The 26,644-nt window shown below is 58.8% G+C and carries 31 protein-coding genes and 2 riboswitches; of the genes, 19 read left to right on the top strand and 12 right to left on the bottom strand.

Annotated features, from left to right (window positions below):
* Positions 1 to 42 precede the first annotated feature (42 nt).
* The 5 genes from ACR0J4_RS05730 to rplQ all read left to right on the top strand — a co-directional run bounded on the left by ACR0J4_RS05730 (position 43) and on the right by rplQ (position 3,709).
* Positions 43 to 1,059: a DUF1254 domain-containing protein gene (locus ACR0J4_RS05730; RefSeq protein WP_480668322.1), complete on the top strand. Its 1,017-nt coding sequence runs from the start codon at positions 43 to 45 to the stop codon at positions 1,057 to 1,059.
* A gap of 208 nt (positions 1,060 to 1,267) precedes the next feature.
* Positions 1,268 to 1,636: a 30S ribosomal protein S13 gene (rpsM, locus tag ACR0J4_RS05725; protein ID WP_170377641.1), complete on the top strand. Its 369-nt coding sequence runs from the start codon at positions 1,268 to 1,270 to the stop codon at positions 1,634 to 1,636.
* 15 nt (positions 1,637 to 1,651) lie between these two features.
* Positions 1,652 to 2,041 carry a 30S ribosomal protein S11 gene (gene rpsK, locus ACR0J4_RS05720; protein WP_008757289.1) on the top strand — a complete coding sequence of 130 codons (390 nt, stop codon included), beginning with the start codon at positions 1,652 to 1,654 and terminating at the stop codon, positions 2,039 to 2,041.
* Between the two features lie 114 nt (positions 2,042 to 2,155).
* Positions 2,156 to 3,172, top strand: coding sequence for a DNA-directed RNA polymerase subunit alpha (locus tag ACR0J4_RS05715; RefSeq protein WP_170377644.1), 1,017 nt, complete (start codon positions 2,156 to 2,158; stop codon positions 3,170 to 3,172).
* A 117-nt stretch (positions 3,173 to 3,289) separates the two neighbouring features.
* Positions 3,290 to 3,709, top strand: a complete 420-nt coding sequence (gene rplQ / locus ACR0J4_RS05710) for a 50S ribosomal protein L17 (protein WP_170334079.1) — start codon at positions 3,290 to 3,292, stop codon at positions 3,707 to 3,709.
* A gap of 103 nt (positions 3,710 to 3,812) precedes the next feature.
* Here rplQ and ACR0J4_RS05705 read toward each other — a convergent pair whose 3' ends face one another.
* From ACR0J4_RS05705 to ACR0J4_RS05685, 5 genes are read right to left on the bottom strand one after another with little or no spacing between them, the layout of a single operon-like run.
* Positions 3,813 to 4,463, bottom strand: a complete 651-nt coding sequence (locus ACR0J4_RS05705; RefSeq protein WP_170640513.1) for an ABC transporter ATP-binding protein — start codon at positions 4,461 to 4,463, stop codon at positions 3,813 to 3,815.
* On the bottom strand, positions 4,460 to 5,242 hold the full coding sequence (gene cbiQ / locus ACR0J4_RS05700; RefSeq protein WP_170640510.1) for a cobalt ECF transporter T component CbiQ: 783 nt from the start codon (positions 5,240 to 5,242) through the stop codon (positions 4,460 to 4,462). Before cbiQ ends, ACR0J4_RS05705 begins: the two co-directional genes overlap by 4 nt.
* Positions 5,242 to 5,820 carry a cobalt ABC transporter permease gene (locus ACR0J4_RS05695; RefSeq protein ID WP_170640509.1) on the bottom strand — a complete coding sequence of 193 codons (579 nt, stop codon included), beginning with the start codon at positions 5,818 to 5,820 and terminating at the stop codon, positions 5,242 to 5,244. The genes cbiQ and ACR0J4_RS05695 overlap by 1 nt, the downstream gene beginning before the upstream one ends.
* Entirely contained in the window at positions 5,817 to 6,428 is a 612-nt protein-coding gene (cbiM, locus tag ACR0J4_RS05690; RefSeq protein WP_170640507.1) for a cobalt transporter CbiM, read from the bottom strand. Before cbiM ends, ACR0J4_RS05695 begins: the two co-directional genes overlap by 4 nt.
* Before the next feature lie 6 nt (positions 6,429 to 6,434).
* Positions 6,435 to 7,220, bottom strand: a complete 786-nt coding sequence (locus tag ACR0J4_RS05685; protein WP_480668320.1) for a DUF4198 domain-containing protein — start codon at positions 7,218 to 7,220, stop codon at positions 6,435 to 6,437.
* A 129-nt stretch (positions 7,221 to 7,349) separates the two neighbouring features.
* Positions 7,350 to 7,551, bottom strand: a riboswitch (cobalamin riboswitch).
* Between the two features lie 249 nt (positions 7,552 to 7,800).
* Between ACR0J4_RS05685 and ACR0J4_RS05680 the strand changes: the two genes are divergently transcribed.
* Entirely contained in the window at positions 7,801 to 8,229 is a 429-nt protein-coding gene (locus ACR0J4_RS05680) for an FKBP-type peptidyl-prolyl cis-trans isomerase (RefSeq protein WP_170377657.1), read from the top strand.
* A gap of 12 nt (positions 8,230 to 8,241) precedes the next feature.
* On the opposite strand, the gene ACR0J4_RS05675 is transcribed toward ACR0J4_RS05680, so the two are convergent.
* From ACR0J4_RS05675 to fabA, 4 genes are read right to left on the bottom strand one after another with little or no spacing between them, the layout of a single operon-like run.
* Positions 8,242 to 8,421, bottom strand: a complete 180-nt coding sequence (locus ACR0J4_RS05675) for a hypothetical protein (protein ID WP_170640503.1) — start codon at positions 8,419 to 8,421, stop codon at positions 8,242 to 8,244.
* A gap of 59 nt (positions 8,422 to 8,480) precedes the next feature.
* Entirely contained in the window at positions 8,481 to 9,272 is a 792-nt protein-coding gene (locus tag ACR0J4_RS05670) for an enoyl-ACP reductase FabI (protein ID WP_170377661.1), read from the bottom strand.
* A gap of 5 nt (positions 9,273 to 9,277) precedes the next feature.
* Positions 9,278 to 10,507: a beta-ketoacyl-ACP synthase I gene (gene fabB / locus ACR0J4_RS05665; protein WP_170640501.1), complete on the bottom strand. Its 1,230-nt coding sequence runs from the start codon at positions 10,505 to 10,507 to the stop codon at positions 9,278 to 9,280.
* A 47-nt stretch (positions 10,508 to 10,554) separates the two neighbouring features.
* Entirely contained in the window at positions 10,555 to 11,064 is a 510-nt protein-coding gene (gene fabA / locus ACR0J4_RS05660) for a bifunctional 3-hydroxydecanoyl-ACP dehydratase/trans-2-decenoyl-ACP isomerase (protein WP_170378117.1), read from the bottom strand.
* A gap of 187 nt (positions 11,065 to 11,251) precedes the next feature.
* Here fabA and irrA point away from each other — a divergent pair, with 187 nt between their 5' ends.
* Positions 11,252 to 11,677 (top strand): iron response transcriptional regulator IrrA, encoded by a 426-nt coding sequence (gene irrA / locus ACR0J4_RS05655; RefSeq protein WP_170378119.1) that lies wholly within the window; start codon positions 11,252 to 11,254, stop codon positions 11,675 to 11,677.
* Here the strand turns inward: irrA and ACR0J4_RS05650 are convergent.
* A complete protein-coding gene (locus ACR0J4_RS05650) occupies positions 11,646 to 12,569 on the bottom strand; it encodes a LysR family transcriptional regulator (RefSeq protein ID WP_170640499.1) in 924 nt (307 codons plus the stop codon). The genes irrA and ACR0J4_RS05650 overlap by 32 nt on opposite strands.
* Positions 12,570 to 12,653: 84 nt before the next feature.
* Here ACR0J4_RS05650 and ACR0J4_RS05645 point away from each other — a divergent pair, with 84 nt between their 5' ends.
* Positions 12,654 to 13,451 carry a phytanoyl-CoA dioxygenase family protein gene (locus ACR0J4_RS05645; protein WP_170640497.1) on the top strand — a complete coding sequence of 266 codons (798 nt, stop codon included), beginning with the start codon at positions 12,654 to 12,656 and terminating at the stop codon, positions 13,449 to 13,451.
* 64 nt (positions 13,452 to 13,515) lie between these two features.
* Here the strand turns inward: ACR0J4_RS05645 and ACR0J4_RS05640 are convergent, their stop codons facing one another.
* Entirely contained in the window at positions 13,516 to 14,379 is an 864-nt protein-coding gene (locus ACR0J4_RS05640; protein WP_170640495.1) for a hypothetical protein, read from the bottom strand.
* 122 nt (positions 14,380 to 14,501) lie between these two features.
* Between ACR0J4_RS05640 and miaB the strand changes: the two genes are divergently transcribed.
* The 11 genes from miaB to cmk all read left to right on the top strand — a co-directional run bounded on the left by miaB (position 14,502) and on the right by cmk (position 26,142).
* Entirely contained in the window at positions 14,502 to 15,824 is a 1,323-nt protein-coding gene (miaB, locus tag ACR0J4_RS05635) for a tRNA (N6-isopentenyl adenosine(37)-C2)-methylthiotransferase MiaB (RefSeq protein WP_170640493.1), read from the top strand.
* Positions 15,825 to 15,994: 170 nt separating this feature from the next.
* Positions 15,995 to 16,747, top strand: a complete 753-nt coding sequence (locus tag ACR0J4_RS05630; RefSeq protein ID WP_170640491.1) for an outer membrane beta-barrel protein — start codon at positions 15,995 to 15,997, stop codon at positions 16,745 to 16,747.
* 122 nt (positions 16,748 to 16,869) lie between these two features.
* Entirely contained in the window at positions 16,870 to 17,892 is a 1,023-nt protein-coding gene (locus tag ACR0J4_RS05625; protein WP_170555647.1) for a PhoH family protein, read from the top strand.
* Between the two features lie 34 nt (positions 17,893 to 17,926).
* Positions 17,927 to 18,421, top strand: a complete 495-nt coding sequence (gene ybeY / locus ACR0J4_RS05620) for an rRNA maturation RNase YbeY (protein ID WP_170555645.1) — start codon at positions 17,927 to 17,929, stop codon at positions 18,419 to 18,421.
* A 36-nt stretch (positions 18,422 to 18,457) separates the two neighbouring features.
* On the top strand, positions 18,458 to 19,339 hold the full coding sequence (locus ACR0J4_RS05615) for a hemolysin family protein (protein ID WP_170640489.1): 882 nt from the start codon (positions 18,458 to 18,460) through the stop codon (positions 19,337 to 19,339).
* On the top strand, positions 19,336 to 20,841 hold the full coding sequence (gene lnt / locus ACR0J4_RS05610; protein ID WP_170640486.1) for an apolipoprotein N-acyltransferase: 1,506 nt from the start codon (positions 19,336 to 19,338) through the stop codon (positions 20,839 to 20,841). Before ACR0J4_RS05615 ends, lnt begins: the two co-directional genes overlap by 4 nt.
* A gap of 41 nt (positions 20,842 to 20,882) precedes the next feature.
* A riboswitch (SAM-SAH riboswitch) is annotated at positions 20,883 to 20,931 on the top strand.
* Between the two features lie 5 nt (positions 20,932 to 20,936).
* Positions 20,937 to 22,118 carry a methionine adenosyltransferase gene (gene metK / locus ACR0J4_RS05605; RefSeq protein ID WP_170555632.1) on the top strand — a complete coding sequence of 394 codons (1,182 nt, stop codon included), beginning with the start codon at positions 20,937 to 20,939 and terminating at the stop codon, positions 22,116 to 22,118.
* 108 nt (positions 22,119 to 22,226) lie between these two features.
* On the top strand, positions 22,227 to 22,940 hold the full coding sequence (gene trmB / locus ACR0J4_RS05600; RefSeq protein WP_170640484.1) for a tRNA (guanosine(46)-N7)-methyltransferase TrmB: 714 nt from the start codon (positions 22,227 to 22,229) through the stop codon (positions 22,938 to 22,940).
* Positions 22,941 to 23,025: 85 nt separating this feature from the next.
* A complete protein-coding gene (locus ACR0J4_RS05595) occupies positions 23,026 to 24,099 on the top strand; it encodes an amidohydrolase family protein (protein ID WP_170640481.1) in 1,074 nt (357 codons plus the stop codon).
* 85 nt (positions 24,100 to 24,184) lie between these two features.
* Complete coding sequence (aroA, locus tag ACR0J4_RS05590; protein ID WP_170555626.1) at positions 24,185 to 25,531, top strand: 3-phosphoshikimate 1-carboxyvinyltransferase; 1,347 nt, start codon at positions 24,185 to 24,187, stop codon at positions 25,529 to 25,531.
* On the top strand, positions 25,528 to 26,142 hold the full coding sequence (gene cmk / locus ACR0J4_RS05585; protein ID WP_170555623.1) for a (d)CMP kinase: 615 nt from the start codon (positions 25,528 to 25,530) through the stop codon (positions 26,140 to 26,142). The genes aroA and cmk overlap by 4 nt, the downstream gene beginning before the upstream one ends.
* Before the next feature lie 23 nt (positions 26,143 to 26,165).
* On the opposite strand, the gene ACR0J4_RS05580 is transcribed toward cmk, so the two are convergent.
* On the bottom strand, positions 26,166 to 26,642 hold the full coding sequence (locus tag ACR0J4_RS05580) for a YHS domain-containing (seleno)protein (RefSeq protein ID WP_170640479.1): 477 nt from the start codon (positions 26,640 to 26,642) through the stop codon (positions 26,166 to 26,168).
* Positions 26,643 to 26,644: the final 2 nt, after the last annotated feature.

Here is a 26,644-nt window from a genome sequence, read left to right as displayed (position 1 = left end):
ATCACTTCGGCCAACGCGCGCATTTTTTGTTGGGAGATAGCAATGAGCCTATCGCTTAGAACGCTCGCGATGACATCCGCTCTGACTGTGGCAGCAATCGGCGCCTATGCAGATCCGACGCCAGTGACCATTGATAATTTTGTCCGAGCGGCGACCGATATCGAATTTCGGAAGTACCTGGCGCAGTCCGGCGGCGTCAACACGCTGTTTCATGTGCGCGAGCCTACACCGTTGGATATGCAACCGACGATCCGCATGAACCGGGATACTCTCTATAGCATGGCGGTGGTTGATATTTCGGACGGCGCTGTGCTGACCGTGCCGGAGACCGGGGATCGCTATGTCTCGGTTCAGGTTGTCAATCAGGATCACTACGTCAACGACGTGTTCCTTGGCGGTGGAACTTATGAGCTGACGGTCGAGCAGTTCGATACGCCCTACGTTGCGCTGTTGTTTCGGTACCTCGTCGACTCGGAGGACCCCGCAGACATAGCCGCAGTGACCGCATTGCAGGATGAGGTCACGCTGCAGGCCAATTCCGCGCGTCCCTTTGACGAAGCGCATTACGACAAGGATGCGTTTGCAGAGGTGTTGAGCGCCGCGTTGGAGCTTGCCCGTTTCTCGCCAGACAGCACTGGCACTTTCGGCTCGAAAGAGGCGGTTGACCCTGTGCGGCATCTGCTGGGAACAGCGTTCGGCTGGGGCGGTCTGCCAGAGGCGCAGGCCTTCTATCTGAACGTCGAACCGGGGCTGGAACTGGGGGCGTACAAGCTGGAAGTTCCCGCCGAGGTTCCGGTTGGCGCGTTTTGGTCGGTCAGCCTGTATAACGCGGCGGGGTTCTTTGAAGAGAATGATCTGGGTGTCTACGTGATCAACTCGGTGACGGGCGACAGCAATCCGGATGGATCGATGACGGTGCATTTCGGTGGTTGCGACGACGGCCGTATGAATTGCCTGCCGATTATGGAGGGCTGGAACTACACCGTGCGTCTGTACCAGCCCGCGCCCGAAGTGATTGACGGGACCTGGACCTTCCCTGAAATCGAGCTTGCGGAATGAATTCGGGATCAATATGCGATCTGCGCTTGACGCGCGGGTCGCGCGACACTAATTGACGCTATCTCGGAAGAGAATCGAATTGTGCGCGGGTATTCCGTTCACATGATCATATCATAAAATGCTGAGCCCTCTGGCGACACTGCCACGGTTAGGCGTTGTGAAAAAAGGTTCTGGAGTTACGGAACCGCAACGAAAAGGAAAGTGACACGTGGCACGTATTGCCGGCGTAAACATCCCGACTGCAAAGCGGGTACCAATCGCCCTCACATATATCACCGGAATCGGCAACACCTCGGCCAAAGCGATCTGCGAAGCCGTGGGCATTGAGGCGACCCGTCGCGTCAACGAACTGTCCGACGCCGAAGTTCTGAAAATCCGCGAATTCATCGACGAAAACTTCACCGTCGAAGGTGACCTGCGTCGCGAAGTTCAGATGAACGTCAAGCGCCTGATGGACCTGGGCTGCTACCGCGGTCTGCGTCACCGCCGCAACCTGCCGGTTCGCGGTCAGCGCACCCACACCAACGCTCGTACCCGCAAAGGCCCCGCAAAGGCCATCGCTGGTAAGAAGAAATAAGGGAGGGTCTGACTGATGGCACGTGATAAGACTCGCGTTAAGCGCAAAGAGCGTAAGAACATCGCATCGGGCGTTGCCCATGTGAACTCGACCTTCAACAATACCAAGATCCTGATCTCGGACGTACAGGGCAATGCCATTTCGTGGTCGTCTGCCGGTACTATGGGCTTCAAAGGGTCGCGGAAATCGACGCCCTACGCCGCTCAGATGGCTGCAGAAGATGCAGGCAAGAAGGCGCAGGAACATGGTGTCAAGACGCTGGAAGTCGAAGTTCAGGGCCCCGGTTCGGGTCGTGAATCGGCTCTGCGTGCACTGGCTGCCGTGGGCTTCAACATCACGTCGATCCGCGACGTGACTCCGATCGCTCACAACGGCTGCCGCCCGCCGAAGCGCCGCCGCGTCTAAGCGATTTTGAATTCAGCTGGGGCTGCGTTTTTGCGCGGCCCCAGCATTTCATTTTGAACCTCGGGCGTCTGCACCTTGTTGGTCATGGGGCGCGGACAGGAATGGAGGGATTACATGATCCACAAGAATTGGGCAGAATTGATCAAGCCGACCCAGCTGGACGGCAAGCCGGGCAACGACCCTGCGCGTCAGGCAACCCTGGTTGCTGAACCGTTGGAGCGTGGCTTTGGTCTGACACTGGGTAACGCGCTGCGCCGCGTTCTGATGAGCTCGCTGCAAGGTGCGGCCATCACCAGCGTTCAAATCGACAACGTCCTGCACGAGTTCTCCTCGGTCGCGGGCGTGCGTGAAGACGTCACCGACATCATCCTGAACCTCAAAGGCGTGTCGCTGCGCATGGAAGTCGAAGGCCCGAAGCGCCTGTCGATCAATGCCAAAGGCCCCGCAGTTGTCACCGCTGGTGACATCAGCGAAAGCGCTGGCATCGAGGTTCTGAACCGCGATCACGTCATCTGCCACCTGGACGATGGCGCCGACCTGTTCATGGAGCTGACCGTCAACACCGGCAAAGGCTACGTCTCGGCTGAGAAGAACAAGCCGGAAGATGCACCCATCGGCCTGATCCCGATCGATGCTATTTACTCGCCGGTCAAAAAGGTTGCCTATGACGTTCAGCCGACCCGTGAAGGTCAGGTTCTGGACTATGACAAGCTGACCCTGAAGATCGAAACCGACGGTTCGATCACGCCGGAAGACGCGCTGGCCTATGCTGCGCGCATCCTGCAGGATCAGCTGTCGATCTTCGTCAACTTCGACGAGCCGGAATCGGCTGGCCGCCAGGACGAAGACGATGGTCTGGAGTTCAACCCGCTGCTGCTGAAGAAAGTCGACGAGCTGGAGCTGTCGGTCCGTTCGGCAAACTGCCTGAAGAACGACAACATCGTTTACATCGGCGACCTGATCCAGAAGACCGAAGCCGAGATGCTGCGCACCCCGAACTTCGGCCGCAAGTCGCTGAACGAGATCAAAGAAGTGCTGTCCGGCATGGGTCTGCACCTCGGCATGGATGTCGAGGATTGGCCGCCCGACAACATCGAAGATCTGGCGAAGAAATTCGAAGACGCGTTCTAAGCGCGTCTTCACAAATGCCCGGGCTTCCGGGGACTGTATGGGCACTTCCGCCCCAAGGAGAGCCGGTGACACGCATCGCCGGCCAGACAAAGCAAAACGCAAGATAGGAACTGAAAAATGCGTCACGCACGTGGTTACCGCCGCCTGAACCGTACTCATGAGCACCGCAAGGCTCTGTTTGCCAACATGGCTGGCTCGCTCATTGAGCATGAGCAAATCAAAACAACTCTGCCCAAGGCAAAAGAACTGCGCCCGATCATCGAAAAGCTGGTCACTCTGGGCAAGCGCGGCGACCTGCACGCCCGTCGTCAGGCCGCAGCACAGCTGAAAGAAGACAAAGACGTCGCAAAGCTGTTCGAAGTTCTGGGCCCCCGCTATGCCGAGCGTCAGGGCGGTTATGTCCGCATCCTGAAAGCAGGCTTCCGCTATGGCGACATGGCTCCGATGGCGATTATCGAATTCGTTGATCGTGACGTCGACGCCAAAGGCGCAGCTGACAAAGCTCGCGTTGCAGCCGAAGAGGCCGCAGAAGAATAAGAAAGCCTATAGCTTTCAAAAAAGAACCCCGTGTCCTCGACGCGGGGTTTTTCTTTGCGCAGTTGCAAATTGCTTGCATCGGCGCGACCAAAAATAGGCTTTCTCACACGGCGACCAGCTTACCGTCTTGCAATTCCAGCCTGTCCGGAGCCAGCGCATCGCGAAATGCAGGAGAATGGCTGACCAGAAGGATAGCCTGAGGCAGAGATTGCAGGATTTCGAGCAACCGCGCCTCGTTCTTGGTGTCCAGCGCATTGGTCGGCTCATCCAGCAGCAGGGCCTGGGGCTCCATCGCCAGAACCGTTGCCAGCGTGATCAGACGCTTTTCGCCACCTGACAGTTTATGCGTGGTCCGTTCCTTCAGATGCATGAGGTCGAGATCACCGAGAACGCGTTCTACAATCTCCAAGGCCTCGTCGCGCGTCTTGCGGAGGTTCAACGGACCAAAGGCAATGTCCTCAGCCACAGTGGGGCAAAACAGTTGGTCGTCAGGGTCTTGAAAGACAAGCCCGATATGGCGGCGCACTTCATGGAAATCTGCCTCGGCCTGTCGTGGTTTGCCAAAAACGGACACTGTACCCGAGGAAGGTCGCTGCAGACCAAGTGTGATACGTAGAAGCGTGGACTTTCCAGACCCGTTCGGGCCGGTCAGAGACAGGCGTTGTCCGGCCTCCAGCTGCAGGTTTGCACCGTTCAGAACCGGTTCTTGCCCGTGATAGGCAAAGCAGATGTTGTCCAGCGCGATTAGGGTCATGCGAATTCCACTAGGATCAGGGCTAGACAGAGGGCTCCAAGCCCGGCAGCAAAGACAATATCACGTCGGTTGATGCTATAGTCTTGCAGCAACAGCATCTTGCCTGAAAACCCCCGGCATTTCATCGCGCCGAGGATGCGCTCGGACCGTTCGATTGCCCGGACTAGCATCATGCCGACCAGATAGCCAAAGCTGCGATAGGTGTGCCAGTTGGTGCCGGGACGGAAGCCTCGGACTTTCATAGCGGCGCGGAGGCGTTGGTATTCCTCATGCAAGACGTCGATGTATCTGATGGTGAACATCAGAAGGTGCACCAGTGTTTCCGGGCAGCGTAGCCGGTGCAGGGCGTGGCCCAGTGTGACAGGCTCCATTGTGCCGACCAGAACCATCACGGTCAGGATCACGGCGTTGGCGGTCAGCGCGATTTCCACGGCTTTCCAGAGCCCTTGCCAGCTGGCCGGAAATCCCCAGATGGTAAACATAGGGTCGCCAGGCATGGTGAACGGCAAGAGGACCAGCATGAAGATGATGAAACTGTCCATCATCGCCATCCGCTTGAGTGTCTTGCGCCAAGGCAGCCGGGATATCACCAGCAGAGACAGCGCGATCATCAGCGCCGCCGCAAGGGCGGGCAGGGAGGATAGGGAGACCACAACGACCGCAAACAAAACGGACATGACGACGCGGACGCGCGGATCAAGCGCGGTGATCAACCCCCGTTGACCGATCGTGCCAGCCTCGGCCAGTGTCCGCTCCTGTGGTTCCAGTACGTGTGCCATCAGCCTGCCAGTTTCCTCCGCGCCGCGAGGTAGAAGCCCAGCCCGAACAGGCCAAAGATGTAACCGATGCCGCCTAGAATGGTCTGTAGGTCGTTATGTTCACGATAGGCGGCGATTTCCCGGCGTAGAGGGCGTATTTCGTCGCGGACCGCTGCTGCGATGGCCTGACGCTCTTCTTCGCTGAGAGAGGCCATTGTGACGCCCTCCGAGGCGGGCGTAGGCGTGGGTGACGCTGCAGGCTTGTTCTGGATGGCGACGCCCATGATCTTGGCAACGTCATCGGCGGGCATGGTGACCTCGGCCACGTGACCGGCGCCGAGGTCGGCAAAGAAGGTATGGGCGACGGCTGTGGTGGGCGTGTAGATGAAGAACCCGTCTGCGTTGGTCGTGGCCCGGCCCAGCTCGACCCCGTTTGGATCGGTCACGACAACCTCGGTATCGGTCGCCATGGTGCCGTTGGAGAAGCCGATTTCCCCTTCGATCGCATCGCCGGATGCAAAAACACCGGCAATCACCTTATGGGCCAGCGCGGGTAGAGGGGCCGCGCATAGGGCCAGGATGAGGGCAAGCTGTCTCATGTGGCGGGCCTTGTCAGAAATAGTTCGGGTTTGACCTTTCGCGCCAGAAGGACTGCAAATCCGGTCAGGACGGCCTCGATGACCATCACAGGGATATGGGCAAAGAAGACCAGCCTGGCGGCGGGGAGGAATTCGTCCCCTGACAGGGCCAGTGAGATACCCACCATGACGGTCGTGGCTGCAATGGCAAAGGCGCCGCCAATGCCGCCCCAAATTGCGCCATGAACAGGCGAACCACGCCCGATCAAGGGGCGGAACAATAAACCAGCCAAAACGGCCGGAAAAGCGATGTTGAGCGTGTTGATCCCCAGTACCGTCAGCCCGCCGAAGCCGAAGAAAACGGCTTGCAGGAGCAGACCCACAAACAAGGACGGGAAGGCGGCCCAGCCGAGCAGAAGCCCGGCCAGACCGTTGAGGATCAGATGCACCGACGACGGCCCGATCGGCACGTGGATCAGAGAGGCCACGAAGAAACTGGCCGCTAGCACCCCTGCTGTGGGGATGCGGTCCAGATGCAGCGACCTGAGGCCCATTGCCACCCCACCAGCGGCGGCAATAGCGCCGCCGATGACGACCGGGTTAGACAGGGCTCCGTCGACGATGTGCATCGGGGGTTACTCCATGTCCCAGGCGCGGATCCAGATCACCGCGTCCTGGCTCAGCTCTTTGCCTTCATGTTCGGTTTCCGGACCAGCGCCCAGGGCGGCAAAACCCCAGTAACCAGCTTTCGGAACACCGAAGGAGAAATAGCCATTGGCGTCGGAAATGGCGACAACAGCACCTCCGGGCATCGGCGAAACGGTAGGCTCGGACGAAGCTTGGCTGTCAAAGCTGGGCTTGGCGGCCATGTATTCGATCTCGATCTCAGCGCCGGCAACCGGTTCGCCATTTGCCAGAACCTGACCGGTGAAGGTCGAGCCTGCGATGATGTTGTAGGGCTTGTTCAGAGGCACGATCTCGGTCGCCAGACCCGCGGGGTTCATCCAGTCGGTCGGCAGTTCGTTGCGGTTCAGGAACGCCTTCGTGATCTGTTGGATATAGATATCCTCGGCCTCTTCGTAATAGGGCTGAGGCACCGTGACCATCACGTAGTCGCCCGAACGCTTGACCGGAACAGATCCCTGAAAGGCCGCGCCTTCGTTTTCGGGGCTCGAAAACCGGATGGGCTCCAGCGTGTCCAGCAGGTCGGTCTTTTCGCCATTGTGGATCACGTAGAATTCCTGCGGCTTTTCCAGATCCATGACATGGCCGTTTTCTAACGGGTGCCAGAAGATCAGCTTGACCGGCACGTCGCCCGGCGCTTCGATCAGCGTGTCGGTGGTGTATTCCAGCAGAAAATGTGCGTGCGCCATCGCTGGAATCGCCAGCGCAGCCGCAGCCGTGCAAAATAGTTTCTTCACAAGGTCTTTCCTTCGTCCTTCGTGCCAACCCCGGCACGCTTTCTTTTTTGACATCGGGGAGAACGGGACCACGTACCCAAAATGAGGGTATCGGCCCAATGCACACCCCGGCATCGGTGACACACCCCTTCCGAGGGTGCATGTCCGGCAGGTCTCCTGACTTGCGGGTCAAAGCATGGGGCTGGCCTTCCCGGGTGGAACCCAGTGGCTTGTCAGCCCTGCTCTCCGCCTACAGTTGCGGGGGCAGTTGCGGCATTGGGTGGATTTGAATTCCCCGCACCGCATTCCCTTTTCTCCGGGCGAACCCGGAACCGGACATGAAGACGCTGATGACAGAGATTCCCATTACCGGTCAATCTCTATTTAAGACTGTAGCGATAACATCTTTTCGATAGGATCGGATGTTCCCGTTCCAACCGCTGGGTATTGAAGGCACGCGTGCAAGCGACGACCAGAGAATGCGCGCGTTTACAACGCAATCTGGACATCAGAATCAGATGGATGCATCCTGTGCGGCGTCAGACTCCGGCGTAGCGCGCTTGTGTTCGGCGCCCTATTCCCCACAAACCCCGGAGGCCCAATGTCTGAGATCAAACAAGGCGACACCGTTCGCATCCACTATACTGGCACGCTGCTGGACGAGACCGTGTTTGACAGCTCAGACGGGCGCGATCCGTTAGAGTTCGTTGTTGGTTCGGGCCAGATCATACCCGGCCTGGACAGTGCGATGCCAGGACTGGCGGTTGGTGACAAGAAGCGGGTCGAGATTGCCTGTGTCGACGCCTATGGCCCGATCAACCCGGCGATGCGGCAGGACATCCCGCGTGAGGGTATTCCGGATGATATCCCACTAGAGCCGGGAACCCAGTTGCAGATGCAAACCCCCGATGGTCAGGCGCTGCCGGTAACGGTTGTCGAGGCGAACGAGGCCACGGTGACGCTGGACGCCAATCACCCACTGGCCGGGCAGGACCTGATCTTCGATATTGAGGTTGTCTCGGTGAACTGAAGGCTTGAGGTCTTAGCCCCAAAGCCCGTCAAGCGCTGCACGGACCTGCGGTTGCGTGAAGAACACGAACAACACCAGCAATGTGGTCAGCGTCAAAAGCAGAACACGGGCGCGGGGGCTTAGGAACCCCGTCTTCCGTTTGGTCTGGGTGCCACGCGTATTGCTGGCAAGGATCTGGTCAGTTTTGCTCATGCCCATATCCCTGACGCCGAAAGATGGTCAAATCTTGGCGGCGTCTGGGAAAGATATGGTCACATGAAATCCGGCTGTGGCATTCCAAGCACGTGGAAACCGCCATCCACTCTGATGATCTCGCCCGAGGTGCAAGCCCCCGCATCCGAGGTCAGGTAAACCGCTGTGCCGCCAACGGCCTCTAGCGTAGCGTTCGAGCGCATCGGCGCATTCTGGTCGCAGAACTTGTAGGTCTTGCGCGCACCGCCAATTGCAGCCCCGGCCAGGGTCTTCATCGGACCGGGCGAAATCGCGTTCACGCGGATGCCCTCTGGGCCGAGATCGTTGGCCAGATACCGTGTTGCCGATTCCAGCGCGGCTTTGGCAACGCCCATGACGTTGTAATTCGGAACCACACGATTCGAGCCTTGGTAGGTCAGCGTCAGTAGTGAGCCGCCATTGTCCTTCATCAGCGGATAGGCGCGGCGGGCGACCTCGATGAATGAATAGGCCGACACATCCATCGAATGCTTGAAATTTGCGCGTGTGGTGTTCAGGAACCGGCCTGTCAGCTCGTTCTTGTCCGAATAGGCAATCGCATGAACAACAAAGTCGATGGTGGGCCAGCGTTCGCCCAACTCGCCAAAAGCGCGGTCCAGCGAGGCGTCATCGGTGACATCCGCGTCGACCATGAAATCGCTTCCCAAGCTTTCGGCCAATGGCTGCAGACGCTTCCCGAACGCGTCGCCCTGATAGGTGAAGGCCAGCTCAGCCCCGGCTTCATGCATCGCTTTCGAGATACCCCAGGCAATCGACCGGTCATTGGCGACACCCATGATAAGGCCGCGTTTCCCTTTTAGAACTTCCGACATCTCGTTCACCCGTTATACTTTGACAGGATCATGGATCCGTTTGTGCCGCCAAAGCCGAAGCTGTTGGTCATGACCGAATCCAAACCTGCATTTTCAACCACTTGAGTTGCAATTTCACCGGGCTGGATGCCTTCGGCTAGTGTGTCGACATTGATCGACGGTGTTATGAAATCATTGTCCAGCATGAGCAGGCAGAAGATCGCCTCCAGCGCGCCGGCCGCGCCTTGTGCGTGCCCGGTCATCGACTTGGTGGATGAGATCGGCGGCACGTTGCTTTCGCCGAAGATGCGACGCACGGCTTCAACTTCGCCCACATCTCCGACCGGGGTCGAGGTGCCGTGCGCGTTGATGTAACCAACCTTGCGGCCTTCGGGCAGAGTCGACAGAGCCAGACGCATCGCGCGCTCACCGCCTTCACCGGACGGGGCTACCATGTCATGGCCGTCCGAGGTCGCAGCATAGCCGGTCACCTCGGCGTAGATCTTGGCACCGCGAGCCAGCGCATGGTCCAGATCCTCAAGCACGACAATGCCGCCGCCACCCGAGATCACGAAGCCGTCGCGGTCCTGATCGAACGCGCGCGATGCTTTCTGCGGAGTGTCGTTATACTTCGACGACATCGCGCCCATCGCGTCGAACAGGCAAGACAGGGTCCAGTCCAGCTCTTCACCGCCGCCTGCGAACATCACGTCCTGCTTGCCCAGCATGATCTGTTCCGCCGCGTTGCCGATGCAATGCAGCGAGGTCGAGCAGGCTGAGGTAATCGAGTAGTTGATACCCTTGATCTTGTAGGCGGTGGCAAGGTTCGCAGAAATCGTGGAGCACATGCATTTCGGCACGGCAAAAGGCCCGATCCGCTTGGTCGCGCCGTTCTTCAGCACCGTCTGATGCGCGGTCAGCATCGCGCTGGTGGACGGCCCGCCGGATCCGGCAACCAGTCCGGTGCGCGGATTGACGACCTGTTCCTCGGTCAGCCCGGAATCGGCAATCGCCTGTCCCATCGCGATATGCGCATAGGCTGCACCCGGCCCCATGAAACGCAGGGTGCGTTTGTCCACGTGTTCCGACACGTCGATCTTAAGCGACCCGGCGATCTGGCTGCGAAAGCCATGTTCGACCATCTGCTCATTGGCCTCGATGCCGGATTTACCTGCTTTGAGCGAGGCGAGAACCTCTTCGGCATTGTTCCCGATTGAGGAGACGATCCCCAAACCGGTGACGACGACGCGACGCATATGCGTTCTCCTGTGTTCCGTTCCTGTTGGCGTAATGTCCGCTGGTGTCAGCTTTCGGACAGTGCAACCTTCATATCTTTGACTTGGTAAATTACTTCACCATCCGCTTCGACACGGCCATCCGCGACCCCCATGGTCAGACGGCGTGTTTGTACGGCTTTGGTAAAATCAACATAATAGGTCAGCATCTTACGGTCCGGGCGGACCATGCCGGTCAGTTTGACTTCGCCCACGCCCAGGGCGTATCCGCGCCCCTGCCAGCCGCGCCAGCCCAGGTTGAAGCCCGTCAGCTGCCACAGGCCATCCAGACCCAAGCAGCCCGGCATGATCGGGTTGCCGGGGAAGTGGCAGTCAAAGAACCAAAGATCAGGCGTGATGTCGAATTCCGCGACAACATGGCCTTTGCCATGGGCGCCTCCGTCACCTGAAACATCGGTGATCCGGTCCATCATCAGCATCGGAGGGGCAGGCAACTGCGCATTGCCGGGGCCAAAAAGTTCGCCTCGCGCGCATTTCAGCAGATCCTCTTTGTCAAAACTGCTTGGGAATTGGGCCATTCTTGCCGCCTCTTCTGCCTTGGGTCCGTTCATTACATTTGGCCTCACCTAGCACCCGTATGCAAGGTCCTGCAAGAGCAGTGGCCGGATGATGTTGCGACCTAGCGGTCTTTGCGAATGAATTTCATTTGAAATTGGCATCCCTGCGCCCCTATATATATAAGCAGCAAAAATGGGTATCGGATTCATGACACCTCAGAGCCGTAAGATAGCTACAGACTGGTTGGAGAGCGCCGGATTGCGCCCGACGCGACAGCGTGTTGCGCTGGCCGAGTTGCTTGTGGGCGATGGTCGTCACCGGCATGTCACAGCGGAAAGCCTGTTTGACTCGGCCAAGACCAAGGGCGACGCCGTGTCGCTTGCGACCGTCTACAATACGCTGCGAGCGTTCTGCGATGCGGGCGTGCTGCAAGAGATCACGGTGGATGGGTCGAAAAGCTATTTTGACACCAACACCCATGATCACCCGCATTTCTATTGGGAAGACGAAAGCCGGCTGAGTGACGCTCCGTCCGAAGAGTTGGTGATCCAGCGCCTCCCGCAGGCACCGGAAGGGGTCGAGATCGCCTCGGTCGACGTAGTTATCCGTCTTCGCAAGAAACCTCAGGTCTAGTTTCGGACAGCGCATCAAACAGGATACGTTCCGCTGAGGCCAATGTGGTTTCGACGGGGCCAGTTCCGTGGCGCGCCAAGACGACAGGTTCAGCAGCGCCCTTGTCCAAGACTGGCAGGCGGGTCAGCATTCGATTGTCGTAACTCATCGAATTGTTGGGGCTGGCGTAGCTGATTGCGATTCCTTCCCCATGAGCTGCTAGGCTGCGCTGAATCTCAAGCGTAGCGGCCCTATGGGCGACCGTTGGGTTCAGACCCTTGCGCCGAAACAGGTTAAGGACATGCTGCGCAGACAACCCTTCTTTTGACAGGATCAGGGGTTGCTGTTCCAGATCGGCCAAAGTCACACTGTGGTCTGTTGCAAGGGGGTGATCAGGTGGGGCCAAAGCGTGCGGGACACTGTCGAACAGCTCTTGCCGGGTAAACCCTGCATCCATGCCAAGGTCATACGTGATCGCGATATCTGTCTGACCGTTGATCAGACCGTCCAGCAAGCCCTCGAAACTATCCACCTGATAGGTGGTGGTCACATCGGGCAGGGCAGTTTGCAGACTGCGCAAGGCCGAGGCCAGATGAAACGGCGCCAGGTCAATGAAACAGCCCAACCGCAGGTGTGAAGACCCGTGCGGCGCATCTGTTGGACTTTCGATCTGCGCGGCAGAGTGCAACAGCTTTTCCGCCTTTTCGATGAAAAGGCGCCCCTGAGGGGTTGTGGTCATCGCCGCCCCTCGTCGACGCATGAACAGCGGATATCCCAGAAGCGACTCAACCCGCGTCAGCGCCGTCGATAGGGCAGGTTGCGACACGTTCAACGCATGGGCTGCGGCAGACAAGCTGCCTTGGCGACCGATGGCGCAGACATATTCGTATTGGCGCAGTGATATATATAACATCAGGTTAATTATTACTTCGAAAGATATGATTTGAACAGAAGGCTTTGTTGTCCTTTAAACGAGGGCAAGCACAAGGAGACCGACATGCCACACCCTCTTGCTTCTCAGGACATGATCGACACCTACCAGGAAGACGGGGTTGTCCTGATCAAAGGGCTTTTTGCCGATCACGTGGACGCGTTGCGCGACGGGGTTGCCGCCAATATGGCGGAACCGGGCCCCTATGCCTCGGACAACAAGAAAGAGGGTCAGACCGGGCTGTTCTTTGATGACTACTGCAACTGGACCCGTATTCCGCAGTTCCGCGAGGTGATCGAGACCTCTCCGGCGGCTGAGGTCGCAGCGGACCTAATGCAGTCGAAAACCGTGCAGATGTTCCACGACCATGTGCTGGTGAAGGAGCCGGGCACCTCAATGGCGACGCCCTGGCATCAGGACGGGCCATATTACTTTGTCGAAGGGCAGCAGACGATCAGCTTCTGGTCGCCTTTGGACCCGGTGAAGCAAGCCACACTGCGTTGTGTTGCGGGGTCACACAGGTGGGAGAAAGAGGTTCTGCCGACCCGCTGGGTCAGCGAAGAGGGGTTCTTTGCTGATGAAGGCCAATACATACCGGTCCCCGATCCGGATGCGGAAGGGATGAAAGTGGTCGAATTCGAAATGGAGCCCGGCGATGCGGTCGCGTTCAACTACCGTATCCTGCATGGGGCGCGGGGGAATCACTCGGACAGTCGTCGCCGGGCGTTTTCACTAAGGCTGGTCGGGGATGATGCGCGCTATGTCGAGCGCCCGGGCCGCACGTCGCCTCCGTTTCCGGGGCATGATATGGTCCCCGGTCAGCGTTTGCGGGAAGACTGGTTCCCGATGCTGCTGCAGCGATAGGGGGCTCTGCCCCCGCCGCCTGCGGCGCCTCCCCCGGGATATTTTCAGCCAGATGAAGAGCGGATCAGAACCACTGGCCGGGTTCGATCAATCCCAGATCGAGCAATTGGCGCGATGTCCATTCGAATGAGACGGAATTGTGCCAACGGAAGCTCGAGATGTCGAAGGCCGAACCTGCGTTGCTTTTCAGAGCTTTTGCAGCCCGGAATGAGCAGATCGCAGCCGTCAGGTTGTGGTGCCACGGACAGGCATAGGTGTTGTATTCGGCCTCGTTGAACGTGTGATCGGGCTGCAGGATCAGATCTTTGCGGGTCTTGAACAGCGCGATTCTGTCAATCCGGCGGCGTTCATAGGGGATGTGATCTTCGAACCGCCAGCGCAGGCCGCCGGACATGTCCAATTGGCGCTCGACCGGGCGGCCCGTGGGGTCGTGGCGGGTGTGGGCATAGTATCCCGTGCTGTCCAGCATGGCCTGATCGGGGGCTACACCGTTCGGGAACTGTGTCAGGTCGCCTGCGTAGAGGTCGATCACGTGGCACAACATTGCATTGCGGCGTTCCTCGGCGTGGAAGGCCAGCAATTCCCCTACGCTGCGTGTTTCGCAGAAAGGGTAAAACAGGTATTCGGCGTTGTAGCAGTAGTACATCCAGACGCTGGGTGCGGCTTTTGTGATGCGGTTGATCGCGTCGAACACCACAGTCCGGGGCGCGCATCTGTGCGTCACGCGATGTATCCGCGCGGACAGGTCCTCGCTGAGGGTGAATTCGGCGGGCATAAAGGCCACGACGGACTTGAAGCCGAGGCTTAGATGGTGGTGTAGCGTACTTTCGACCTCGGTCTCGTCTTCGGCGAAAATAAGTGCCACGGGGCCTTTTGACAGGGCGGATTGGCCTGAATTCAGAAGGCTGTCGAGGGATTCGTACTGCATCGCCGGTTTTCATTCGCGTCTTGCTGGAAAGTTTCGCCAAATTCGGGTAATTGCGCCGGCATTGCAAGCGGCGTTCGAAGCATATAGATGACGCCGATCCAGCGACTGCAAAGGCCCGATCCATGTCTGAACCCAAAAAGCTGTTTATAAAGACCTATGGCTGTCAGATGAATGTCTATGACAGCGAGCGTATGGCGGAGGCCTTGGGTGGGCAGGGATATGTCGAGACAAAGTCGCCGGACGATGCAGACATGATCCTGCTGAACACCTGCCATATCCGCGAAAAAGCCGCCGAAAAGGTCTATTCCGAGCTTGGCCGGTTCAAGGGATTGAAAGCGGAAAAGCCCGATCTCAAGATCGGGGTGGCGGGTTGTGTTGCGCAGGCCGAGGGTGAAGAGATCATGCGCCGTCAGCCTCTGGTCGATCTGGTGGTTGGACCACAAAGCTATCACCGTTTGCCGGAGATGGAGGCCAAGACCCGTGAAGGGGCCAAAGCTTTAGACACGGATTTCCCCGAAGAGGACAAGTTCGAAAAGCTCAAGAACCGTCCCAAGGCCAAACGCGGCCCGACGGCGTTTTTGACGGTACAGGAGGGTTGCGACAAGTTCTGCGCCTTCTGCGTTGTGCCCTATACCCGCGGGGCCGAGGTCAGCCGCCCGGCCGACCGCATCATTCGTGAAGCGCAGGATCTGGTCGAACGCGGCGTGCGCGAGATCACTCTGCTTGGTCAGAACGTCAACGCCTATCACGGTGCCGGTCCCAATGGCGACATGACGCTGGCCGGGCTGATCTGGGAGTTGAACAAGGTCGACGGGCTGGAGCGTATCCGTTTTACCACCTCGCATCCCAATGACATGGCAGATGATCTGATTGAGGCGCATGGCACTTGTGACAAGCTGATGCCTTACTTGCATTTGCCCGTGCAGGCGGGGTCGGATCGGATCCTCAAGCGGATGAACCGCAGCCACACGGCGGACAGCTATTTGCGCCTGGTCGACCGTATCCGCGCTACGCGTCCGGATATCGTGATGTCGGGGGATTTCATCGTCGGCTTCCCGGAAGAAACCGAAGAGGATTTCCAGGCGACTTTGGATTTGGTCGAGCAAGTCAAATACGGCTATGCCTACTCGTTCAAGTACTCGACCCGTCCGGGCACTCCGGCGGCGGAGCGCGCCCAGGTTGACCCGGCGGCGGCGGATGACCGCTTACAACGCTTGCAAGCCCTGATCACCAAGCATCAGCGCGAGATTCAAGATTCCATGGTCGGTCGCACTGTCGGCGTTCTGTTCGAGAAGCCCGGGCGGCTCGAAGGGCAAATGGTTGGAAAGTCAGACTATCTTCACTCAGTGCACGTGGTTGGGTCTGACCTGAACGTGGGAGATCTGCGGAAGGTGCGTATCGTGAAGTCTGGCGCAAACTCTTTGGCCGGGGAACTGTTGCAATAAGGTGGTTCTTTGCGGGCACGTCGTGCCAGTACGAATATATCTAAAATTTACCCTTGATTTATGAATTGGAACTATGTTCCGAGAGGAGCCAAGTTTTCTGATGGGCCTCGACCGCGTGTGGAAGGTTTGTTTTTGCCGATCACGAAAGTGGCGTCGATGGAGGGTATTGAGTGGTAGTTCTGAAGTGCAAAGGTCTGTGGTCTGTGTCGGTCGCAACTTTAGTGGCTTTTGGGGCCAGCGCGACTTGGGCGAGCGATCAAACGGGGGACATATCTGATCCCGAAGTGATCAGCGACAAGCGCTTCAGCGACGATGTCAGTGCCTTCTATCTCGGTGTGACGGCAGGGTATGGCGGTGGGGGCGATGATCGGTTCGGTCTGACCACGCCAACCGATACTTTCGCAATCGGCGATCAGGACATCAGCGGAACCTATGGCGGTGTGCGTGGCGGCTGGCGGGGTGTCCTGCCGGCTCGGGGCGGTCGTGACTATGTTTATGGATTTGAGCTGGGATATGATTTCGGATCGCTGGACGACAGTGTTTCCACTGTAGTCGGCTCTGAGACGGTTCAGGGTGGTTCAGAAGTCTCGGATATTGTCACCTTGCGGTTTCGGAATGGCCTAACCAACCGCAGCGGGCGAATCCTTTATTTCGTCAGTGTCGGTTACCTTTGGGGTGACGTAGAGACCACAAACAGTATTTCGTCCACCACTGGCACACAGTCATTTGAAACTTCGGATCGCCGCAACGGGTTCTCGCTCAGCATTGGTGCGGAACATTATCTGACGGAAAACTGGTCGATCACAGGTGAGTTTGAATATGTCCAGTTCGATTCCAAGGATATTGAATTCTCTTCGGGTTTTTCGACAAAATCCACACCGAACTATCGCGGTCTGAGGTTCGGTTTGAACTACAAGTTCTAAACCGGGGCAAAGCGCCCGATCGGCGCTTTTGTCATCGCCGAGCGAATTTTTGAAACTGTGGCTTGCACCTGGTCCGAGTTCTTGTCTACGCTCAAGGTGAAACGCCAAGACAGGAGAACGGATTGGCCATCGGTGCCCTTACCCCACCGCAAGATGAGATGCCCCAGCGCGAGGCATTTGTAGAATTCCCCGACAACCGCTTGTTGATTGATTTATGTGGCGAATATGACCGCAACCTGACCGAGATCGAACAGAAGCTCTCGGTCCAGATTGTGCGCCGCGGCAATCAGTTGGTGGTGATGGGTGAAGAGGATTCGCAGAAAAACGCCATTGAGGTTTTGCAGGCCCTTTACACCCGCCTGGAAGGCGGGCGCGATGTTGAAGCCGCTGATGTGGACCGAGAGTTGCGAATGGGTGGCTCGGAACACGGGACCGGTAGTCGAGACGGCGACCAGCTTGAGATGTTCAAGGGCGGTACCGTTGAGATCAAGACCCGCAAAAAGCTGGTCGAACCCCGCACGGATGCGCAAAAAGCCTATGTGCAGTCGCTTTTCCAGAATGAACTGGCCTTCGGAATCGGCCCGGCGGGTACCGGTAAAACCTATCTGGCCGTTGCCGTTGGCGTGTCGATGTTTATCGGCGGCCATGTGGACCGCATCATCCTCAGCCGTCCTGCGGTCGAGGCCGGGGAAAAGCTGGGCTATCTGCCCGGCGATATGAAGGACAAGGTCGATCCGTATATGCAGCCGCTTTATGACGCGCTGAATGACTTTTTGCCCGGCAAACAGCTCGCCAAACTGATCGAGGAAAAGCGAATCGAGATTGCCCCTCTGGCGTTCATGCGAGGGCGGACGTTGGCCAATGCTTTTGTGGTGCTGGATGAGGCGCAGAACGCGACGACCATGCAGATGAAGATGTTCCTGACCCGTCTGGGCGAGGGTAGCCGCATGGTCATCACGGGTGACCGGTCTCAGGTCGATTTGCCGCGTGGGGTTCAATCCGGGCTGGCGGATGCTGAACGCCTGCTGAAAACGATCCCGAATATCAGCTTCAACTACTTCACTTCAAAAGATGTGGTGCGGCATCCGCTTGTCGCCGCAATCATCGAAGCGTATGAGGCCGATTCAGGGCGCGAGACAGGATAACTCAAGGCCCGACATCAGGCTTTGAGGCGACAGCATGAACCTTGAACTCACCGTGGAAGATGACCGCTGGAAGGGGCTGGAGCCTCTGTGTTCGCGCGCGGTTGAAGCGGTCCTGCACCATTGCGGGCTGGATCCAGATTTGTGTGAGGTCAGCCTGCTGGCCTGCGATGATACCCGAATAGCCGATCTGAACGCGGAGTTCCGGGAAAAGCCGACACCGACGAACGTTCTGAGCTGGCCCGCCGAAGACCTCGCAGCGGAAGTTGCGGGTGAAACGCCCGAACTGCCAGAACCCGATTTTACCGGCGAAATCGCGCTAGGGGATATCGCGATCTCATACGACACCTGCGCGCAAGAAGCTGCTGAGGCGGGCAAATCCATGTCTGATCACGTGACTCATCTGATCGTTCACGGAACGTTGCATTTGCTGGGGTATGATCACATTCGTGACCCCGATGCGACCTTGATGGAAGGGATTGAGGTCAAGATACTTGGCAAACTGGGTATCAATGACCCATATAATAGATGAAGCGGGTTATTTCACCCGATCAATTGGAAGAGGACAATGGGCGATACAGACGGCAGTTCTAGGGCGGCGCAAAGCGCGCAGTCTGAGAATTTGGACATTGAAGAGAAAAGCGGTTTCTTTTCGCGGATTATGGATGCCATTTCGGGGGCCGAAGAGGAGCAAAGCGCTCCGGTCAACGGGCATGAAATAGCCGACAATCAACATCGCGGCATGGTTAACCTGCGTCGCAAGCGGGTTGAGGATGTCGCCATTCCGACCGTTGAAATCGTCTCGGTTCCCTCAACGATTTCCAAGGATGAGCTGGCGCAGGTCTTTCGCGAAAGCGGCCTGTCGCGGATACCCGTGTACGAAGGTACGCTGGATACGCCGCTGGGTTTTGTCCACCTCAAGGATTTTGCTCTAACCCATGGGTTCAATGGTGGCGGAGCCGAGTTCGACCTGACCTCGATGCTGCGCACGCTGTTGTTTGTGCCGCCCTCGATGCCGATCGGTGTTTTGCTGACCAAGATGCAGACTGAACGCCGTCACATGGCGTTGGTGATCGATGAATATGGCGGCGTTGACGGATTGTTGACCATCGAAGACCTGATTGAGCAGGTCGTCGGCGAAATCGCCGATGAGCATGATGCGCACGAAGATCAGCTTTGGCTGCAGGAAAAGCCGGGTTGCTACGTCGTTCAGGCCCGCGTTCCGCTTGAGGATTTCGAGGCCGAGATCGGACGTTCTCTGACCAGCCACGAGGATGTGGACGAGGAAGAGATCGAAACTCTGGGCGGTCTAGTCTTCATGCTGTCGGGTCGTGTTCCGGCGCGGGGTGAGGTTGTACTGCATCCCGAAGGCCCGGAGTTTGAGGTGATCGATGCCGACCCGCGCCGCATCAAGCGTCTGCGCGTCATGTTGCCGGACGTCGCTGCATGATCCCTGTCCGGGGTTGGCCATTCTGGCTTAGACTTGGTGCCGCAGCGGCCTTAGGGGCGCTGGGTGCTTATGGCTTGGCACCGTTTGGCTACTGGCCGCTGACTCTGATTGCGCTGATCCTGATCCCGGCGTTTTTTCTGGCCTGTGAAACCCGCGCCCGTGCCGCGTGGTTGGGCTGGGCCTTTGCCACCGGCTACTTCGCCCATGCGCTGAGTTGGATCATCGAGCCTTTCCAAGTGGACGCCGAGCGCCATGCGTGGATGGCTCCGTTTGCGCTGGTCTTCATGGCTGGCGGCTTGGCCTTGTTCTGGGCGGCGGCATTCTGGGCGGCGCGGCGGGTTGATGCTCCGGCTGTACGACAGGCTGTGTTGCTGGCACTGACATTGTCACTGGCCGAGTTTGGTCGCGGCTATCTTCTGACCGGCTTCCCTTGGGCCGGGGTTGCGCAGGTCTGGGTCGACACACCGTTTGCGCAACTTTTGTCTTTGGTTGGTCCGTATGGGCTGGCTGCGCTGACCTTCGCAGTGACGTTTCCGCTTGGGGCGGCGATGGTGCAACCTGTAGCTCTCCGCTCGCTTTTGGTTCCGTTCGTTGGGTTCGCCGGTGCCGCCGCTCTTGCCATGGTCTACGCCTCCAGCAGGCCGACCATAGAGTATGGTGAAAACACTGTCCGACTGATCCAGCCGAATGCGCCTCAGCATCAGAAATGGGATCCTGCATATGCGCCCCTTTTCTTCGCTCGGCAGATCGAATTCACCGCGGCAGAGCCACGTCCCGACCTGATCGTCTGGCCCGAGACTGCAATTCCGGCGTGGCTCAGCAGCGCCGATCCTTATCTTGAGGCCGCCACGGACGCGGCTCAGGGCGTTCCGGTTATTCTTGGCATTCAGCGAGGGGACGGCCCGCGCATCTACAACTCCATGATCTATCTCGATGAGAACGGGCAGCAGACGGGCCTTTATGACAAGCACCATCTGGCCCCGTTTGGCGAATATGTACCGTTCGGAAACCTGATGGCCCGGTTCGGTATTCACGGCATGGCCACAACGGCTGGTCATGGGTTCAGTTCTGGGCCAGGGCCTGCGGTGATGCAGGCGGGCAAGCTGGGTAAAGCCCTGCCGCTGATCTGTTACGAGGCCGTCTTTCCCCAAGACGTCAACGGCGCGCCGGAACGGGCCGATTTCATCTTGCAGATTACCAATGATGCATGGTTCGGAACCCGTTCCGGCCCTTACCAGCATCTTGCCCAGGCCCAGATGCGGGCGATTGAGCAGGGGCTGCCACTTATGCGGTCCGCCAACACCGGCATTTCGGGGATGATCGATCCTTTGGGTCGGATTACCGCATCGCTTCCTTTGGGGCAGGCGGGGTTCGTAGACGCTGATCTGCCGCTGCCTCTTGCGCCGACGGTTTATTCCCGCATGGGGGACCTGCCCGTGTTCGGGGTCTTTCTCTTGTTGGCCGTGTTGCTATGGCGCATGCCGCGGCCGCGCAGCGCCTAGTTTCCGATTGACGCCATTTCGCAAGGCGCGTATGCCCTTGGTGCCTGTCACAACGGCTTCCTGGCGTGGCAGAGGAACTTCAATGGAGCACATTTATGTCCCGACAGAACTACACTTTTACTTCGGAATCGGTTTCCGAAGGGCACCCGGATAAGGTCTGTGACCGGATTTCGGACGCCGTACTCGACGCATTTCTGAATGAAGAACCCGAAGCGCGCGTGGCGTGCGAAACCTTTGCTACGACCGATCGGGTCGTCATCGGTGGCGAAGTAGGTCTGTCTGATCAGGAAAAGCTGCACGACTATATGGGCCGCATCGACGAGATCGCGCGCGCCTGTATCAAGGATATTGGTTACGAGCAGGACAAGTTTCACCACGAAACAGTCGAAGTGACGAACCTGCTGCACGAACAGTCCGCTCATATCGCTCAAGGCGTTGATGCCTCGGGTGATAAGGATGAGGGTGCGGGCGATCAGGGCATAATGTTTGGCTATGCCACCACGGAAACCCCTGCGCTGATGCCGGCCCCGATCCAGTATTCGCACGCGATCCTCCGTCGTCTGGCTGAAGTGCGTAAAAACGGCAGCGAGCCTGCTTTGGGCCCGGACGCGAAATCGCAGCTGTCCGTTGTTTACCGCGATGGCAAGCCGGTTGGCGTCAGCTCGATCGTTCTGTCCACGCAGCATCTGGATGAAGCGCTGACCTCGGACGACATCCGTGCGATCGTCGAGCCCTACATCACCGAAACCCTGCCCGAAGGATGGCTGAGCGCTGATACCGAATGGCACGTGAACCCGACCGGTAAGTTCGTGATCGGAGGCCCAGACGGAGATGCGGGCCTGACCGGCCGCAAGATCATCGTCGACACCTATGGCGGCGCGGCCCCTCATGGCGGCGGGGCGTTCTCGGGCAAAGACCCAACCAAGGTGGACCGCTCGGCAGCTTATGCCGCGCGCTACCTGGCCAAGAACGTGGTCGCCGCCGGCATGGCAGAACGCTGCACCATCCAGCTGAGCTATGCGATTGGCGTCTCCAAACCGCTGTCGATCTACGCCGACACCCATGGAACCGGCCAGATCGCGGACGCCGTGATCGAAAAAGCTGTTGGTCAGGTCATGGATCTGACGCCGCGCGGCATTCGTGAGCATCTGCAACTGAACAAGCCGATCTATCAGCGCACCGCAGCTTACGGTCATTTCGGCCGTGAACCCGCTGCCGATGGCGGCTTCAGCTGGGAACGCACTGATCTCATCGACGCCCTAAAAGCGGCGGTCTGATCCAAGACAAAAGGGGCGCGTCTCGCAGGATGCGCCCTTTCTCTTTTTCGAGATGCTCCGAGGGTCAGCCCCTTGTCACAAGACGCGCGCCACAGTAAGGGCACCGCCATGAGCAACCAGACACCCCAACGCCCCCGCAGAAACTTCTATGGCCGCTTCAAGGGCAAAACCCTGAAGCAAAGCCAGAAGACGTATCTGAACGAAGACCTCGATGCCCTGTCCCCCGGTGCTGTCGATTGGGAGACGAACCCCGAACGCCACCCGCTGGACCTCGACGCGCTGTTTGGCGGCAAGGATGTCTGGCTTGAGGTTGGCTTTGGCGGTGGCGAACATCTGGTGCATCAGGCCGCGAACAACCCCGATATCGGTATCATCGGGGCCGAGCCATACATCAACGGCGTCGCTATGCTGCTTGGTAAGATCCGTCAGGCTGGGGTCGAAAACCTCTCGGTGCATCCCGGTGATGCGCGCGACCTGTTCGATGTGCTGCCAGAAGCCAGCATTTCACGCGCCTTCCTGCTCTACCCGGACCCGTGGCCCAAAACGCGTCACCATCGCCGCCGCTTTGTAACGCCAGAACATCTGAAGCCTCTGGCTCGTGTCCTGAAACCCGGCTCGATCTTCCGCGTGGCCACCGACATTCCCGACTACGTGCGCCAGACGCTTGAGGAAGTCCCCCGCGCTGGTTTCGAATGGTTGGCTGAACGCCCTGCCGATTGGCGCGAGCCTTGGGACGACTGGATCTCGACCCGCTATGAGCAAAAGGCCCTGCGGGAAGGGCGGACACCGCACTATCTGACATTCCGCCGGACAGACGCCTGATCCGTTTCAAATTTCTGTAATCCTGCACGCTATGCTAGGCTGTGCGCGTTACGCGTTTTCAGCATAGCTTATTTCAAGGATTACGATGTCTGATATTCGGATTACCAACTGCCACACGCATCTGTTTCACTCGCGCCATGTGCCCGAGGACTATCCCTATCCGGCGCTCAAACCGTTCAAGAAGATGCCATGGTTGATCAAGGCTCTGGCTTTTGGTGCCAGACTGATCGGCCAGCTCGGCGTCGCCGATAAACTGGATCGGCTTTATCGCTTTCAGCAGGAGACGGATGAAGGCAGCCAGCGTGAGATTCTGGATAACCTGCAGCGACATTACCCCAGCAATACCCGCTTTGTCGTTTTGCCGATGGATCTGTCGGCCTTTGGCTTCGGCGCGCCTGAGGTGCCCCTGCGCGACCAGCACGACGAACTGGCGCAGTTGGCCACTGACCCTGAGGTTGGCCCCTCGGTGATTCCCTTCGCAACGATCGACCCGCGGGCTGATCCCAATGCCACAGAGCTGTGGCGCGCCATTGACGATCTGAGGTTTCGGGGGGTCAAGCTCTATCCTCGTTTGGGATTTGCACCGAATGACCCGGCTCTGATGCAGCATGTCTATCCGCGGTTGCAGGATGAGAACCTGCCTGTGATGTCGCATTGTTCGCGTGGCGGGGTTCAGGGGCGGTATCTTTCCGACTATTGGGCCGACCGCTATACAGAGCCTGAGGCGTTTATTCCGGTGATGCGGGCCTTTCCTGACCTTCGGATCTGTCTGGCACATTTTGGTGGGCAGCGAGACTGGCATGCCTACGTCAATCCCGATCACAGCGACCCTTTGGACGATGCATTCAACCGGAATTGGCTGAGATCCATCCGCACGATGATCGGCAGCGGAGACAACGATGGCCTGTGGACGGATATCTCCTACACTCTTTTCCAATTCGAAGACTATGCGCCGTTCCTGCGTTTGTTCTTGATGGGCGAAGATAAAGAAAGCGAACGCCTGCGGTCGCGCGTTTTGTTCGGCTCAGACTACTACATAACCCGGCAACAGGCATTGTCGGAAAAGGCGGTCTGTATCCGGTTGCGCAACGTTCTGGGCGAAGAGATCTTTCGCCAAATCGCCGAGGAAAACCCGGCAAAATGGCTGGGAGAGAGCTGAGAGGCACCCATCCCCTCATTGCCGCTGGACCAACTGGTCCCAATTCGCTAATCGGCATGGACTGATAGCGAAAACAGGAGCCCCCATGTCCGGACACGGCACGCCCATCCCGATGACCTCGCATCCCTGCGGCCCGTTGAACGGAACGGCTGAGGTGCCCGGCGACAAGTCGATCTCGCATCGGTCGCTGATCCTTGGCGCGATGGCGGTTGGGGAAACCAAAATCTCGGGCCTGCTTGAGGGCGAGGATGTTCTGGACACGGCCAAGGCCATGCGCGCATTTGGGGCCGAGGTGACGGACCATGGCGGCGGTGAATGGACAGTGCATGGCGTGGGTGTAGGCGGCTTTGCCGAACCCGATCAGGTGATCGACTGCGGCAACTCGGGCACTGGCGTGCGGTTGATCATGGGCGCGATGGCAACCTCTCCGATTACGGCGACCTTTACGGGTGATGCCAGTCTGAACAAGCGCCCGATGGCGCGGGTTACCGATCCGCTTGCGCTGTTCGGCGCGCAGTCGGTTGGCCGTTCGGGCGGGCGCCTGCCGATGACCATCGTGGGCGCGGCGGATCCGACCCCGGTCCGCTACGAGGTTCCGGTTCCTTCGGCGCAGGTGAAATCAGCCGTTCTGCTGGCGGGGCTGAACGCCCCCGGCAAGACCATTGTTGTCGAGAAAGAAGCCACCCGTGACCACTCGGAACGGATGCTGGCCGGTTTCGGGGCCGAGATCACGGTTGAAGATACGGATGAGGGCCGCGTGATCACGCTGACCGGTCGACCCGAGCTGAAACCTCAGGTGATTGCCGTGCCGCGTGACCCGTCGAGCGCAGCTTTCCCGGTTTGCGCGGCGCTGATCACCCCCGGTTCGGACGTGCTGGTGCCGGGCATCGGTCTGAACCCGACCCGCGCAGGCCTCTTCACTACTCTGCGTGAGATGGGCGCGGACCTGACCTATGAAAACGAACGCGAAGAGGGCGGTGAGCCCGTTGCCGATCTGCGTGCCAAATACTCGCCCAACATGAAGGGGATCGAGGTCCCGGCCGAGCGAGCATCCTCGATGATCGACGAATACCCGGTTCTGTCTGTGGTGGCGGCAAATGCGACCGGTACTACGATGATGGGCGGCGTGAAAGAGCTGCGCGTCAAGGAAAGCGACCGGATCGACGCGATGGCGCGCGGGTTGCGGGCCAATGGCGTGACCGTGAATGAAGGCGACGATTGGTGGTCGGTCGAAGGGCTGGGCATCGGCAACGTCCCCGGTGGTGCTACCTGCGAGAGCTTTCTGGACCACCGGATCGCGATGTCCTTCATGGTGATGGGCATGGGCGCGAAAACACCGGTCTCGGTCGATGACGGCGGACCAATCGCGACCTCTTTCCCGATCTTCGAGCCGCTGATGGCCTCGCTTGGTGCTAAGGTCGAACGGACATGAGCTTTACCGTCGCCATTGATGGCCCAGCGGCGGCGGGCAAGGGGACGATCTCAAAAGGCGTCGCGGCGCATTTCGGGTTTGCGCATCTGGATACGGGGCTGCTGTATCGTGCGGTCGGGCGGCGCGTGTTGGATGGGGTCGAACCCGTCGCTGCGGCCCAAGCCCTGACCGCAGAGGAACTGGAGCAAGGCGATCTGCGTACGGCTGAGATCGCGCAGGCCGCCTCGAAGGTTGCTGTCATCCCTGAGGTACGGGCCGCGCTGGTCGATTTCCAACGTGCCTTTGCCCGGCGCGCGGGCGGGGCAGTACTGGATGGGCGCGATATCGGGACGGTGATCTGCCCCGAGGCTGAGGTAAAGCTGTTCGTCACCGCCAGCGCCGAGGTTCGGGCCGAACGCCGGTTTTTGGAACTTAGCGCCAAAGGGTCTTATGTAACGCGTGATCAGGTCCTGGCCGATGTGCGCGAACGGGACGCGCGCGATGCGGAGCGTAGCACCGCCCCCATGAAACCCGCCGAAGACGCCGTTCTGCTGGACACGTCCGAACTGAGCATCGACGACGCTTTGGAGAAGGCTGTCGAAATCATCACACAGAAAAGACCCGCAGCGTAACTGCGGGCCGTTGTTTTAGGGGATCAGAGTTCGCCGACGGCGATGCTCTTGATATTTGCCCACTGGTCGTCGGCGGTTTTGATAGTGCCAACCACGTCTTTCAGAAACGCGGCGCGGGTTTCTGCGTTCAGGAACAGGAACAATTTGCCGTCCGCGATCAGGTATTGATCCGGGTCACCGTCAAACTTCTTGCCGACCGAAACTCCGAATGAGCAGAAGCCGCCGTGCTGGGGTAGGTAGGCTGCTGGGTTAGCCTCAAAGGCCTCGCGGTTTTCGGCCGTGGTGAAGTAGTAGGACGCGCCATCATAGGTGGCTGAGTGGGTGGCAAAACCCTCTACCGGGTTGCCGCTGTTGACCAGCGCGACCAGATCCACCCCGTGCGCAGCAAGCGGCGCGCCAGCCGCCGAGATGCCTTTGGAGACGTTGATTTCATCCGCAGCAAAGGCCGGGGCTGACAGGGCAAGCGCAGCAACAAAAGCAGTGAAGACGAGCGATTTCATTT

This window comes from Ruegeria sp. B10 (assembly GCF_056539825.1).
Note: the sequence above shows the minus strand (reverse complement) of the source record. Positions and strands in the feature narration are given on the sequence as shown.